The sequence below is a fragment of the Rosistilla oblonga genome (assembly GCF_007751715.1).
Taxonomy (GTDB): domain Bacteria; phylum Planctomycetota; class Planctomycetia; order Pirellulales; family Pirellulaceae; genus Rosistilla; species Rosistilla oblonga.
Map to the genome: position 1 here is coordinate 2,092,340 of NZ_CP036292.1, position 13,124 is coordinate 2,105,463.

The 13,124-nt window shown below is 58.2% G+C and carries 9 protein-coding genes; 3 read left to right on the plus strand and 6 right to left on the minus strand.

What is annotated here, in order from left to right; all coding sequences use genetic code 11:
- Positions 1-17: 17 nt before the first annotated feature.
- Together CA51_RS07455 and CA51_RS07460 are read right to left on the minus strand one after the other, a co-directional pair.
- Complete coding sequence (locus tag CA51_RS07455; protein ID WP_145119228.1) at positions 18-1,355, minus strand: outer membrane protein assembly factor BamB; 1,338 nt, start codon at positions 1,353-1,355, stop codon at positions 18-20.
- 326 nt (positions 1,356-1,681) lie between these two features.
- Positions 1,682-3,193, minus strand: coding sequence for a carboxypeptidase M32 (locus CA51_RS07460; RefSeq protein ID WP_145119229.1), 1,512 nt, complete (start codon positions 3,191-3,193; stop codon positions 1,682-1,684).
- Positions 3,194-3,441: 248 nt separating this feature from the next.
- On the opposite strand from CA51_RS07460, the gene CA51_RS07465 reads away from it, so the two are divergent.
- The gene (locus CA51_RS07465) at positions 3,442-4,830 is read left to right on the plus strand and encodes an arylsulfatase (RefSeq protein WP_145119231.1); all 1,389 of its coding nucleotides are present in this window, start codon (positions 3,442-3,444) and stop codon (positions 4,828-4,830) included.
- A gap of 1 nt (position 4,831) precedes the next feature.
- On the opposite strand, the gene CA51_RS07470 is transcribed toward CA51_RS07465, so the two are convergent.
- From CA51_RS07470 to CA51_RS07480, 3 genes are all read right to left on the minus strand, one after another.
- A complete protein-coding gene (locus CA51_RS07470) occupies positions 4,832-5,734 on the minus strand; it encodes a leucine-rich repeat domain-containing protein (protein ID WP_145119233.1) in 903 nt (300 codons plus the stop codon).
- A 34-nt stretch (positions 5,735-5,768) separates the two neighbouring features.
- Complete coding sequence (locus tag CA51_RS07475) at positions 5,769-6,911, minus strand: SGNH/GDSL hydrolase family protein (RefSeq protein WP_145119235.1); 1,143 nt, start codon at positions 6,909-6,911, stop codon at positions 5,769-5,771.
- A gap of 365 nt (positions 6,912-7,276) precedes the next feature.
- Positions 7,277-8,494 (minus strand): HEAT repeat domain-containing protein, encoded by a 1,218-nt coding sequence (locus CA51_RS07480; protein WP_197451663.1) that lies wholly within the window; start codon positions 8,492-8,494, stop codon positions 7,277-7,279.
- 237 nt (positions 8,495-8,731) lie between these two features.
- On the opposite strand from CA51_RS07480, the gene CA51_RS07485 reads away from it, so the two are divergent.
- Complete coding sequence (locus CA51_RS07485) at positions 8,732-10,078, plus strand: acetylxylan esterase (protein WP_145119239.1); 1,347 nt, start codon at positions 8,732-8,734, stop codon at positions 10,076-10,078.
- A gap of 185 nt (positions 10,079-10,263) precedes the next feature.
- Here the strand turns inward: CA51_RS07485 and CA51_RS07490 are convergent, their stop codons facing one another.
- Positions 10,264-11,529, minus strand: coding sequence for a sialidase family protein (locus tag CA51_RS07490; protein ID WP_145119241.1), 1,266 nt, complete (start codon positions 11,527-11,529; stop codon positions 10,264-10,266).
- Positions 11,530-11,637: 108 nt separating this feature from the next.
- Here CA51_RS07490 and CA51_RS07495 point away from each other — a divergent pair, with 108 nt between their 5' ends.
- On the plus strand, positions 11,638-13,077 hold the full coding sequence (locus tag CA51_RS07495; protein ID WP_197451664.1) for a pectate lyase: 1,440 nt from the start codon (positions 11,638-11,640) through the stop codon (positions 13,075-13,077).
- Positions 13,078-13,124 lie beyond the last annotated feature (47 nt).

Below are 13,124 nucleotides of genomic sequence, written 5' to 3' on the forward strand. Positions count from 1 at the left end.
CGCTGGTCGCGGCGGCTCTATTCGGCAATTCGGTAGAGCGCGGTGTCGGACCGGATCAGTAGAGAATCGCCGAGCGCTGCGGGAGAAGCCATCAGTTGGCCGTCGAGCTGGTTTTCAGCCAACAGCTGATATTCGCGGCCCGGCTTCAGAACAGAGACTTTTCCCTCGTGGCTGCACAGATAGATCTTGCCTGCGGCCATCAGCGGCGACGCCGAATATTTGCCTCCGACACGCTGCTTCCAGACCAGTTCACCGCTGGCGGCGTCGAAGCAGCTGGCGATCCCATCGTCGCTGATCACGTACAGTTCGCCGTCGATTAACAGCGGCGATGGCTTGGCCGGAATCCCTTTCTTCTCGACCCATGCGACATGGGTGTCGGTCACGTCGCCGCTGCCGTCGACACGAATCGCCCACAACTGAGGCTTTCCGAAGCCGGTCGAGATGTAAACTGTGCCGTCGCCGTAAACCGGCCGCGGCACGACCGAAAATCCCTTCCCATGACGGACCTTCCAGATCTCGCTGCCATCGGTCGGATTGTAAGCCACCAACCACTGCGACCCCATGCAGATCAATTGCTCGCGGCCCGCAGCGTCGATGATCGCGATCGGCGTATCGTACGACTTCTTCTGCTCTCCCGATGCCGCATCCAACGGCGGGCGATCGGTTCGCCACAGCGTTTCACCCGTCGACTTATCCAAGGCCGTGACGTATTGCTGGTCCATCCCATCGCAGATCAGGACCAACGCGTTTTTGTAGACAAATGGAGAGCTGCCCGGGCCGACGCCATGTTCCAGCGGCAACCGCTTTCGCCACACTTCGGCCCCCTTTTTTCGATCGACGCAAATCGTCCCAAACGTTCCGAAGTGGCAATAGATGTTGTCGCCATCGATAACCGGTGTCGGCGATGCGTAACTGTTAATCGTGTGGATGGGATCGGGTTGGTCCAGCCGAACCAGATCGATTTCCATCTCCTGTGCCCCCGTCGCTAGATCGACAGCGACCAATCGTAACGTGATCGACTTGGCCAGACGAAACTCGCCAAACCTGCGAGGGTTCTCTACCAATCGCTCCAGCGTTGCGATCCGCTCCTCTTCGGTGGCCTGCTCTTCGATCGCCGTCGTCATCCAGACCTTGCCATCGGCGACCACCGGCGAAGACCAGCCCTTGCCGGCGATGGGCGTCTTCCAAATCACGTTTTCCGTCTCGCTCCACTGCGTCGGAGCGTGCGTCACGTCGGCGATCCCGTCGCCAGCTGTGCCGCGGAACTGAGACCATTCCACTGCGGCGACGATTTGTGTTGTGAGAAGCAGCGTGGCAACGACGCCCAAACTGCGACAGAAGGGAAGAGTGTTCATAGTTGAATCGGGGGCGCCAGGACCGGTGGGAGAACGAAAAAATCGATCCGCCGATTATAGTCGACTCCCCCATCACGTGTCACAATGGATTCCGTCCGAACTGCAGGACATTCGCAGGACCTAAATTCAGTCTTCGCTACGACGGTCTCGAAGCCGCCGTAGCGTTGGTGCAGGGCTATTCAGTGTTTCAATTTGAGGTATCAGCCGCCACGCGTTAGCGTCCGGTTTACCTGGAGAACCGGACGCTAACGCGTGGCGGCTAATTTGCCTAAGCACAAACACTGATCAGCCCTGAGCGTTGGTGCCTGGTCCCAGTCGCTGCGCGATCAAAGGTTGTACAAGCTGCCGAACTTGCGTTTCAGGTAGCCGACCAATGGTTGCGATGTGATTGGTTTGCCGGTCGCTCGTTGGACCAATTCGTTTGGCGAATAGACGCGTCCGTGATGATGGATGTTTTCGTTCAGCCAACTTCGCAGCGGCGTGAACTCTCCCTTGCCGAACATCGCGTCGAGATCGCCGAGCGCTTCGCCAGCAGCGTCGAACAGCTGGGCGGCAATGAGATTGCCCAACGTATAGGTTGGGAAATATCCGAGCAGGCCGGCGCTCCAGTGAACGTCTTGCAGCACGCCGTCGGCGTTGTTCGGCGGCGTGATCCCCAGGTATTCCTGATACTTCTGATTCCAAGCATCGGGCAGATCCTTGGGTTTCAGGTCGCCGGAGATCAATGCCTGTTCCAGTTCAAAGCGGATGATGATGTGCAGGTTGTAAGTCACTTCGTCCGCTTCGACGCGGATCAAGCTCGGCTCGACCGTGTTGACGGCGAAGTGGAAGGCGTTGACGTCGACATCCGACAACGCTTCGGGAAAGGTCCGCTGCAGTTCACCATAAAAGTGCTGGCAGAAAGGCAGGCTGCGACCAACCATGTTCTCCCACATCCGCGATTGCGATTCATGGATTCCCAGCGAGACGTACGTTCCCGGCGGCAAACCAAACTGGTCGCCACGCAGTCCCTGGTCGTAGATCCCGTGTCCCGCTTCGTGTAGCGTTCCGTACAACGCTCCCGGAAACCAATGCGCGTCGTAGCGCGTTAGGATTCGGCAATCGCTTGGTCCCAGACTGGTGCAGAACGGATGCGAGGTCTCGTCCAATCGGCCTCGGGTGAAATCGAAACCGACAGCTTCGGCTGCCTGCATGCAAAACTTACGCTGTGCGTCGACGGGAAAGTTTCGTCGCAGCAGATCGGTGTTGGGTTGAGTCTTCGCGTCGCGGATCGCTGCGACTAACGGAACCAATTCGCTGCGCAGATCGCGAAAGACTTCGGTCAACTGTTCCGACTTGGCGTCTTCTTCGTATTCATCCAACAACGCGTCGTAAAGATTGCCGCCGTCGGCCAATCGCTCGGCCGATTCGATCTTCAGGCGAATGATCTCTTCCAAGGCGGGCAAGAACGCTGCGAAGTCGTCCGCTTTGCGAGCATCTTCCCATCGCTGCTGCCCGACAACGGTGGCTCGCGAAAGAGCTTCGACCAGATCCTGAGGCAGCTTGCACGCCCGCTCAAAATCGCGACCGATGCGATGGATCGTCGCCCCCGCGTCGCTGTGTCGATCGCCCGCCAGTTCACTCTGCTGCAATTCCGCAATCCAATCTCCCATCTGCGGATCGGTGCGGCGACGATGAGCCATCCCGGCCAGATAGGTCACCTGATCGGCGCGGTAGGCGCGGCCACCGGTCGGCATGTACGTTCGCTCATCCCATTCCAGGGTGTAGCTGATCGATTCGAGCAGTGCGGTTTCACGTGTGAATTTCGCAAGTTGATCAAAGGTTTCGTTGCCATTCATTCGGAAGGGACTCGTTGGACAAGAGGCTCGAAAATCAGTGTGGAAAGCATCCGGCGCCGCCGGCGGATCGATGCGCAAGTCTAAAACCTGGCTCGCCCGCTGGCAATCGAGATGCGATCCGTCGCGTCAACAACTATGCTAGACTGGGCAATCATCAGTGGCCCCGTCTGGTATCAGTCAATGTCGGTTCGCGGTGGCCGTCGCGATCGGAATTTTTTTTGTATCACCCCACGAAATTCTTCATGCCGATGAAAACTCGCCCTCTTTTTTTGCTGCTGACACTTTGGATCGTCCCTCTCGCAGCGCTCGCCGCAACGGCTGATCAGCCGCATCCCAACATCGTCTACATCTTGTTGGACGATGCGGGCTACGGCGATCTATCCTGTTATGGGCAAAAGAAATTCGAAACGCCTAACATCGATCGACTGGCGGCCGAGGGGATGAAGTTCACGCAGCACTATTCCGGTAGCACGGTCTGCGCTCCGACGCGCTGTTGTCTGATGACAGGTGTTCACACCGGGCACGCTTATGTCCGTGGGAATCGCGAGATCAAGCCGGAGGGCCAAGCGCCGATGCCAGCCGATATCGTGACGCTCCCGCGTTTGCTGAGTGCAGCCGGATACGAAACCGGCGCATTTGGAAAGTGGGGGCTCGGCGGGCCGGGATCGGCGAGCGATCCGGCCGAACATTTTGATCTGTTCTACGGCTACAACTGCCAGCGGGAAGCTCATAATTATTATCCCGACCATCTTTGGAAGAATCGCCAACGCGTTCCCTTGGACGGCAAGACCTATACCGCCACGATGATCGGCGACGAGGGGCTCGACTTCATTCGCGCGAACAAAGACCAGCCCTTCTTTGCGTTTTTCCCCGTCGCGATTCCGCACGCTGCGATGCATGCGCCGGAGTCCTATATCGCTCCGTTCCGCGAGAAGTTTCCAGAGTTTGAAAACAAGATCGGCAAGTATGCCGGTCCCGAAGTGAAAAATCCAATCGCTGCGTTTGCTGGCATGATGACGCTGGTCGACGAACAAGTCGATCAAATCATCGCGCTGTTGAAAGAACTCGATCTGGACGAGCGGACGATCGTAATGCTCAGCAGCGACAACGGTCCGCATCGCGAAGGCGGTCACGATCCCGACTTCTTCGACAGCAACGGACCGTTCCGCGGCTACAAACGCGATCTGTACGAAGGGGGCATCCGCGCTCCGCTGATCGCCCGTTGGCCCGGCAAGATCTCGCCCGGTTCGACCTCCGATCTCATCTCCGCTCACTGGGATATGTTGCCAACCTTTTGCGAGCTCGCGGAAGCCAAGACTCCCGACACGATCGACGGTATTTCGCTGGTTCCCACGCTGTTAGGCGATGACGATAAACAACAACCTCACGAATTCATGTACTGGGAATTTCATGAGCGTGGCGGCAAGCGAGCGGTTCGTTTTGGCGACTGGAAAGCTGTCCAGTTGAACCTGAACAAGAAGCAGCGAGGTGAGATCGAGCTGTATCATCTACCCAGCGATCGCGGCGAACAGAAGAACGTCGCCGCAGAGCATCCCGAACTCGTCGCCAAAGCAAAAGCGATCATGTTGTCGGCGCATCAGCCCTCGGAACATTGGAAGTTCAAAGGTGGCAAGTAGCTTACTTGAGATACGCGTCGAGCTTCTTACGCTGATCTTCGATTAAGGGTTCAAAGCCGATCTGCACTCCGGGCAAAGCTGACTTCAGCGCTTCGATGTCTGCTGCCGAGAGGTAGGTCCGATCGATCTTCAGCCGTTTCAGGCGAGGCAGTTTCGTTAACTGTCGCAGCGCTGGCAGGTGGAAATCGGCTTCACCGATCTCCAGCGTTTCGAGCGTCTTGATTTGCGTCAAAGTTTCCAGCGATGCATCGCTTAAGCTCAGCGGTGCATTGCCTCGCTGCGGCAATCGCTGCCCTAGCTTCAGCGTCGTCAAACGGGGCAGCTTGGCGATCTCCGCATTGCTTGCTTCGGTCCGGTAGGTGTGCCAGGTGCGCAGCTGCCGCAGGTTGGTCAGCGTGGCGATGGCGCGGAAACCGTCATCTCCCATCGACATCCCCGCCACGGTCAGGCTCTCCAGGTCGGGCAGTTCGGTCCAAGCGGAAAACCCTTCTCCTGTGAAGCCTTCCTTTCGAAACGAAAGATGAAAGAAGCTAACACGCTTGAGTCGTTTTAACTCGGCAAGCTTCGCCAGTCCTGCGTCGCTCAACTGTGCGCCGTCGAGCGACAGCGACTCCAATTCTTGCAGCCCCACCAAAAATCCAACGGTCTCATCGTTCAAACCCTTTGCTCCGCCGTAGGCAGTCAACTTTTTCAAGTGAGTCAGGCTGCCGATCTCCTGCCATTGCTGGCTCTCCAATCGCTTGCTGTCGCGAAACGATAGTTCCACGATCCGATCGGCTTTGATCACAACAGTTGCTCCCAAAGCTTCAAGCCGACGTGCGGTGGCCGCTTCGGTGTCGGCGTGCAATGGAGTCGACTGAGCAAGCAAAATAGCGACAAACATCGCCAAGCAATGGAGTTTCATCGTCCGCCTTTTCATCGAGTGAACCTTGGTGAGCTTATTCTGAATCGACCAACAGCGCCGAAAGGACTTGAGCGTAGACGCGGTGCCCGAAATCGTTGGGATGGTTGACTCCGTTGCCGGTCAGATCGGCGTCCTTTTTACGTTTGAAAAACTCTTCCCAAACGCTGGTCATGTCGGCAAGTGTGACTCCGGGTTCGCAGAGCGATGCCAGGGTGTCGCGGTATTGCGGGAAGACATCGTGGTTCAAGCGGATCCAGTCGCGATTGCCAAGCATCGTGGCGACCAAAATGAACTCAGCCTCGGGCAACTGGGCTCGCGTCTTGGCAATCATCTCGGCCGTGTACTTGCCGTAGTTTTCCGCGGAGATGCCTGCCGAATCGTTCATCCCAAAAGCGATGATCACCAGATCGGGCTTGTGCGACGCGACCTCATCGATCATCGACACGCCCCACGGCGTCGCTTTGCCGCCGATCGACAGATTGGTCAATGTGATGTTGGGCGAATATTGTGTCTTCAGATGCTGCAGCAACAGATCTTGGTAAGCGGGTTGAAAGGGCGCGCCCCCTCCCCAGCCCGAAGCGTTGCAGCCGGTGGAGATGCTGTCGCCGAGCAACACGATCGACAACGGTTTTTCATCGCGCAGCTTTCCAATCGTGGTCGGCAACGCCGCCGGATCGAACTTCGGCGCCGCCACGGGCCAGTTCTTCTCCGAGGTTTTGTAAGTCACCAGCGTTTGCATCTGGTGATATTCCAATGTGGCACCAAACAGGATCTCGCCGTTGCCATCGCGATGCGTCAGTTGATGTCGCTGCGATTTCGCCGGCCGACGTAGTTCTTCGGGGAGCGTTGTGACGATCTGCGATCCGGCGGGAACAACGATCTCGCGCGTGCCCGGTTTGAAGCGATAATCGGTTCCCTCGCGATAGGTGATCTTGCCCGATGAACTCTTCACCGATTCGATCTCCGCGATCGGAAACAGAAGCGAACCGCGAGCCTCTCCCGTTTTTGCGTCGCGAACAAACAGCACGGACTCCCCTTCGATTCGGTCGCCAGCCCAAAACGGTTGCAGCGCCGCGGGAGTATATTTCCACGTCGACGTCTCTTCCGCCGAAGTCTCGCCGGAGCGAAATGGATTGCAAACGAGAAGGATAACGATTGGCAGCAGCTTGATTTTCATCGGCTCTCAAAACGGTTGGATCGCCAGCGACAGCGGTGTCGAATCGCCCACTGGCAACGTTGGGGGTGGGGGAAAGTGTCGACGATTATCGTAACTACAAATCGCGCGACGTGCCGCATGCAGCGGAGGAGAGGTTCCTAAATCGTTTCGCCGCGTCCCCAGTGGGCCGCGCGTTGAACCTCAAGTTCCCATCGCTGGAAAACTCGCGGGGCGTTGCCCACGCGGTTAAACGATTTATGCGCGGCGGCGCTGGAGTGGAGGCTTTAGCCGAAGCCGCGCGGGGCGTTGCCCGCGCGGTTAAACGATTTATGTTTGGCGGCGCTGGAGTCGAGGCTTCAGCCGACCGCGTGCGGAACGGGGAAACACTATTCAAACGAAACGTGGGCCTCTTGCCACCAAGCTGTCCATTTTTCGGTGTCGTCGCCAAAGTTCTGTTGAGTCAGTTTCTCGAGTCCGGCGGCTGCGGCGGCGCGGACGCGGGCGTCGCGATCTTGCAAGGCGACCAACAGAGCTTCGACTGCGACGGGATCTTTTACGTTTGCTATCGCTCGCGCCGCAGCGATCCTCAACAGCGGCAGCCGCGCCTTTAGCCCCGCCAGATGCGGCAGCAGTTTCAGGCTCGCGAGATCGGCAATCTTATCGCCAGCCTGTCCGTCGGCGGCCTGTTGGCGGATCGCATCGACCATCGCCATGATGTCGTCGACCGACTGGGGAATCTCGAGTTTTGGCAGCTCGATTCCCGCCGGGATCAGACTCTCCAATGTGCTCCCCGCACGCAGCTCCTCCGCCGTCGGCAGTTTGCCGCCACGCAACACGTTCAGTTTCAGCAAGGCATCGAGCTTGGCGCGATCGGCGGGGTCTAAGGTTTGCACTTCCGCATGGGCCTGAGCCCGAACGGCGGGATCGGCGGAGAAGATGCCGCGAGCGGATGCTTTTGCTTCGACCGATACATCGACCTCTGCAAGCGACGCCGCGCCGGCCGCTTCGGCCTCTTTCAATAGATCGGCTGCGGCTTGCAGGTCGGTGCTGGCGACTTGGAATGTTGCTTGCAATTTGCTGGGCGAGACACCGGCCCGATCGATCCAGATCGCCGATTGGTAGGCCCAAATCGAAAGGTCGCCACGAACCGATAAGATCCGCTGGCAGCGTGGTTCGACAGCGCCGGTGATAAACGCCTGACCGGCCGGCGGTGAATTTTTATGGTAGTCGATGCAGACGACTTGAGTCAGAAAGCCCTGCTCGCTGGAGTCGTTCAGTTCGATCGCGGCGGTGCGGCGATAGGTTCCCTGAGCCGTCAGCTTTCCCTTCAGTCCAACCGCCGCCAGACGCTGGACGTCGCCCCCTTGAGGCAGAAAAAGCGTACCGGGCGTGACCTTCAGTTGCAGGTCTCCGGCAGTTTGCTTCCGCAGGTAGATCTTCATGCGATCCCCCAACGCCCCGCCGAGAAACTCGATCCGGACACTCACCGCTCCCGATTCGATAGCGGCGTGCAATTCCAGTTGTCGCGTCTCGGCAGACGCTGGCAATGCGAAAAGTCCAAGCCATGCCAAGGCGAAACGGATTACAAACTTGATCGAAAACATCGGTTCACTCGGTGTTGGAAGATTGGAATTCGGCGGCGATCGATTGTACCGCATATCGGTGGGTTGCCAAACATCCGCAATAGGTAAACGCAGCGTCGGCAACCTCGCTCGAATCCAGCGTGTCGCGGAAGAGAAAATTTGCACGGCCGCGATACTGCCACGATTCGCTGGCTATAATCGACCACCCGCAAGAAAAATCTTCCCACCACCATCACTCAACCCACCTGGAACTACGCCATGCGTCGATTTTCTGCTCTCCGCAGCCATGCCATGCTGCTCGCGTTCGCTCTACCCATTTTTCTCTCCACCGCTTCGCTTGCTGCCGCCGAAGGTTACGCCGTAAGTGTCGCCGCCGATCGCGACGATGCGATCTACGATTCGGGAGAGGCCGCCGCGTTTGTGATCTCCGTGACACGCGGCGACCAGCCTGTCACCGACGGCAAGCTGACCTATGTGGTCGACGATTTTTTGCGGAGCGGCAAAAGCGGAGGTTATCCCGAAGGCGAGGCTTCGCTCGATGGAAAGCCAGTTCGCGTGGCGGTGAAGTCGGACAAACCGAATGTCTTGCGTTGCCAAGTCACCTACACGCCAGCCGAGGGCAAGCCGATTCGCAGGTTGGCGGGGCTCGCGTTTTCGCCGACTGAGATCGAGCCGAGCATGCCGGTCCCGGATGACTTCGACGCCTTTTGGGCCGACCAGAAAAAGCAGCTAGCCGAAGTTGAGATCACGCCGACGCTGACGCCAGTCGAACAGAAGAACAACAAAATCGCCTGCTTTGACGTTCAAGTTCCCTGCTTGGGCGGCGCTCCGGTCTCGGGGTATTTTGCCAAACCTGTAGGGGCGGAAGAGAAGAGTTTGCCTGCGATTCTGTGGGTTCATGGAGCGGGCGTGCGAAGTTCGTCGCTGTACGCCGCAACCAAAGGAGCCAACGCGGGGATGCTGTCGATGGACATCAACGCTCACGGAATTCCCAACGGCAAGCCCGCTGAATTCTACGCTCAACAGAGCGGCGGTCCGCTGAAGAACTATCGTTATGCCGGCCGCGACAGTCGCGACACCATCTATTTCCGCGGGATGTTCCTGCGACTGGTTCGCGCGATCGACTTTCTGACGATGCAACCGGAATGGAACGGCCGCGAAGTGATCGTGATCGGTCACAGCCAAGGGGGCGGGCAAGCGTTGGTCGCTGGCGGTTTGGATCCACGCGTGACCTTGATCGCGTCGGGCGTGCCGGCGATCTGCGATCACACCGGAAACGTCGCCGGCCGCGTCAACGGCTGGCCGAAACTGGTTCCCAACGGGCCCGATGGAAAACCTGAACCGGCGGCACTGGAAGCTTCACGATACGTCGACTCGGTCAACTTCGCCTCGCGCTGCAAAGCCGACGCGATCATGAGCGTCGGTTTTGTCGATGTCACCTGTCCGCCGACTAGCTGTTACGCGGCGTACAACGCCTTGTTAGGCGAGAAGACGATGATCAGTGAACCTTTGATGGGGCACAACGCTCCGAAACATATCCACAAAGCGTTCTTCGATCGCGTGCTCCAGCACGTCGAACAAAGCCAACCCGCAGCGGCTAAGTAGACCGCCGCGGGCAATCGGATCGATCGTCTGGCGTTTACCACCAATCCCGTTCAACGAAGCGTAGTGGACGAGGTTACGAGTCCTTTTGCATCAGGCCAAATCGCTGGGACTCGTAACCTCGTCCACTACATCACGCCGCTAATTCTTTCGACGGTCCGAGGCTCCTTCGTTGAACGGTATTGCGTTTACCACAGCGGCAGACGATTTGGCCGGGACCAACGGATGCGAGCCAGCAGCACATCGCCGCGGTAGCCGTTCCACGGCATCCATTCGCCGACAGTGATCCACGATTCGTCGGGGCTGGCGTGGGTGACGTGGAAGTTGCCCATCAAGGCAACTTTCTTGGGGTCGTTCACTCCATCTCCGACCAGCGGCAACGCGACCTGTTCGGTCTCTCGGATCAGACATTGTCGCTGCACATCGACCTGAGCGACCCACAGCGGTGCACGCCAACGCATGACGTTTGCGTTGGATTCGTCCTCGCGGGTGTAGACCAGAAACAGCCCGTCGCTGTGTGTCAGCCAGTGTTGTTGCGTCGTCGACATTCCGATCGGCGTGCCGTCTTCCCATGCCCACGCCTTTTTCGGCGACCAGTTCAGCCCGTCCTCGCTGCTGCTGACATATCCGTGATCGTCTTCGGCGCGGATCGTCATCCAAAACTTGCCGTCAAACTCGGTCACGCTTGGTTCCAGCAGTCCGCGGCCGTGGCGATTCTCTAGCGGCGGGCCGATTTCACGCATCGTCAGTTGGTCGCCGTCGTAAGCCGCGTGGACACCAGCGACCATCCGGTTCTTCTCTCCGGGCCCAAAGGTGAACGACATCTGCACGTCGCCGTTGGGCAACACGACGCGTTGACCACATCCATTGGAGTAAATGGAGGTGTTGCGTGGATCTTCCCATTCGAGAATCTTGCGTTGCGACCAAGTGCCATCGGCGGCGCGGGTGGCATAAACGGGATAGCGCGACAACTGCTCCTTCCGAGCAAAATATTTGCCTTTGTAAAAGACGACGTGCCCAAGGGCGAGGACCGAATTCGATTGCGGATGGTATTGCGGAACGACGTCGCAGACCGCAGCTTTCAAGTCGTCGCTACGGCCGGGGATTGGATCGCGTCCCAACGCCGGAATCGGCTCGGGATCGCTCCACGTCTTCCCAAGATCGGTCGACGTCGACCAACAGACAGGGCCGAAATAGTCCGATCCGCCGATCTCTTGAATCGTCATCAGCGCGATCGGTTTGCCATCGGGGCCCGGCATCATGCAGACTCGAGGATGAAACCAAGTCGCTCCCTTGCCATCGCGATTCTCCCACAGGGTTTGCTTGGAGATCGAAGCGATCAGCGGTTCGTCGGCACGGGCAAGCGTCGCCAAGTTCGCTCCCATGCAAATTGCGATTATGATGGCGATCCGCAGGTGGTGCTTCGGGATCACTGATAAACTTACGGTACGCATCTTGAATTCCTCATAGTTGTTTTGGTCGTCGGCAATCCAACATTGGATGTTTGAATTATGGCAACATTGTATCGAATGATTTTGGGCAGAAGGTCGTCTCTCGGATCGATGGTTTGTGCACTTGCGGCGGCAATCGCGATCGTTGCCGCGCCGATTCCTCGGGGCTACGGCGATGAACCGCCGACGCGCGAAGAGGCAGTGCAGGCGATGCATCGCGCCGTTGCCTTCTTTCGCGATCAAGCATCGGCAGGGGGCGGGTATGTGTTTGGTTTGAGCGAGGATCTTTCGCTGCGAGAAGGCGAAGGGAAGGTTGGCCATTCGACAGCCTGGATCGAACCGCCAGCAACGCCTGCGGTTGGGCTGGCCTATCTGAACGCGTACCGTTTGACCAACGATCCGATCCTGTTGGACGCGGCGCGGAAAACCGCAACGGCTTTGATCAACGGACAACTAGTTTCCGGCGGATGGGGCGAGCAGATCGAATTTGCACCGCGCGATCGGGCTCGGTACGCGTATCGCGTCGATTCGATGGAGGTTGGTAAACGCCGCAACACGAGCACGCTGGACGATAATAAAACGCAGTCGTCGTTGCGATTCTTGATGCAGTTGGACAGCACGTTGGAATTCCGCGATGCCAAGCTGCACGAAGCGGCTCGGTTCGGCTTGGACCGCGTTCTGACAGCTCAATACCGCAACGGAGCTTGGCCGCAGCGATTCGATGGACCAAACGATCAGGCCGAAGTTCCTGTCGTGAAGGCGAGCTTTCCAGAGCAGTCGCCGAAGACGTTTCCCAAACAGAAATACGATTCGTTCTATACGCTCAACGACAACACGCATTGCGACGCGATTGCCACGATGCTGGAGGCCTGGGACACCTACCAAGATCCTCGTTACAAAGAGGCAGCGATCCGCGGCGGCGACTTTTTGCTGTTGGCTCAACTGCCCCAACCTCAGCCCGGTTGGGCGCAACAGTACGACTACCAGATGCATCCAGTCTGGGCTCGGAAATTTGAACCGCCATCGATCTCCGGGGGCGAGTCGCAGGGAGCGATGCAAATGTTGTTGCACCTGTACCGTCGGACTGGCGACAAGCGTTATCTGCAAGCGGTGCGGACCGCCCTGCCCTACTTCAATCGCTCGCTGCGCGAAGACGGGCGGTTGCCGCGATTCCTGGAACTGCAAACCAATCGCCCGTTGTATCTGACCCGCGATTACGCGGTAACCTACAACGACAACGATCTGCCAACGCACTACAGTTTTGTTGTGAAGGCCAGGCTGGATTCGATCGAAAAGGAACTCAACAAGCTGGAATCGTTGCCGCCGGACCAGCTATGGCGCCCCGGCAAAAGGAAGTCGCCGAAGATGAGCGACGCCTTGTCGAAGGCGGCATCACAACGGATCGATTCGCTGGACCAACGTGGAGCCTGGGTGGAGAAGGGGAAGCTAAAGACGCACGCCCAGACGCCTGGGGGGCGGATTATTTCGAGCACAACATTTATCAAGAATCTCGATGTGTTGGCGGAATATGTCGCCGCGGCCAATCGCTAGGTTCACACGCTGCAGCGATGGTTTGCTATAACGTCCATCGCACGGAT

Bases quoted from the DNA above. Each gene is read 5' to 3' on its own strand.
- CA51_RS07455 (WP_145119228.1), bottom strand. From the start codon at position 1,355: ATGAACACTCTTCCCTTCTGTCGCAGTTTGGGCGTCGTTGCCACGCTG.
- CA51_RS07460 (WP_145119229.1), bottom strand. From the start codon at position 3,193: ATGAATGGCAACGAAACCTTTGATCAACTTGCGAAATTCACACGTGAA.
- CA51_RS07465 (WP_145119231.1), top strand. From the start codon at position 3,442: ATGAAAACTCGCCCTCTTTTTTTGCTGCTGACACTTTGGATCGTCCCT.
- CA51_RS07470 (WP_145119233.1), bottom strand. From the start codon at position 5,734: ATGAAACTCCATTGCTTGGCGATGTTTGTCGCTATTTTGCTTGCTCAG.
- CA51_RS07475 (WP_145119235.1), bottom strand. From the start codon at position 6,911: ATGAAAATCAAGCTGCTGCCAATCGTTATCCTTCTCGTTTGCAATCCA.
- CA51_RS07480 (WP_197451663.1), bottom strand. From the start codon at position 8,494: ATGTTTTCGATCAAGTTTGTAATCCGTTTCGCCTTGGCATGGCTTGGA.
- CA51_RS07485 (WP_145119239.1), top strand. From the start codon at position 8,732: ATGCGTCGATTTTCTGCTCTCCGCAGCCATGCCATGCTGCTCGCGTTC.
- CA51_RS07490 (WP_145119241.1), bottom strand. From the start codon at position 11,529: ATGCGTACCGTAAGTTTATCAGTGATCCCGAAGCACCACCTGCGGATC.
- CA51_RS07495 (WP_197451664.1), top strand. From the start codon at position 11,638: ATGGTTTGTGCACTTGCGGCGGCAATCGCGATCGTTGCCGCGCCGATT.